The following is a 335-nucleotide window of genomic DNA, read 5'->3' on the forward strand; positions in this document are numbered from 1 at the left end:
GCCACGCCATCCGCCGGCTTGCCCCGAGGCCAGCCGCGCAGCTGGCCCGAGACGTAGAACGGCACCTTCGCCGGCTTGGGCACCTTCGGCTTCTTGATGAACTTCCACACCAGCCACTGCGGCCGGCTTTTCATCGCCACCGGCAGCGCGTGCAAACGCTCAATCAGCGCAGCACGCTGCGCCCTCAACTCATCTTTGGTGGGCATAGGGTCAGCCGGTCAGCGCCGGGCTTGTTGTTTGGCCAGCACATCGAGGCGGTGCTGGTGGTCCTCTCGGCAGTCCTCGTCGCAATAGACGGCCAGCGGCAGGCAGCGCTCGGCGCAGTTGCTGCAGAT

The 335-nt window shown here is 66.3% G+C and carries 1 protein-coding gene; it reads right to left on the minus strand.

Features of this window, described 5'->3' with window-relative positions; all coding sequences use genetic code 11:
* Window positions 1-206, minus strand: a 206-nt coding sequence (locus tag ABGI63_RS25830) for a hypothetical protein (RefSeq protein WP_349745380.1), incomplete at its 3' end; no start/stop codon positions are given.
* Between the last annotated feature and the right edge of the window lie 129 nt (window positions 207-335).

The organism is Roseateles cavernae (assembly GCF_040187885.1).
GTDB classification, from domain to species: Bacteria; Pseudomonadota; Gammaproteobacteria; order Burkholderiales; family Burkholderiaceae_C; genus Roseateles_E; species Roseateles_E cavernae.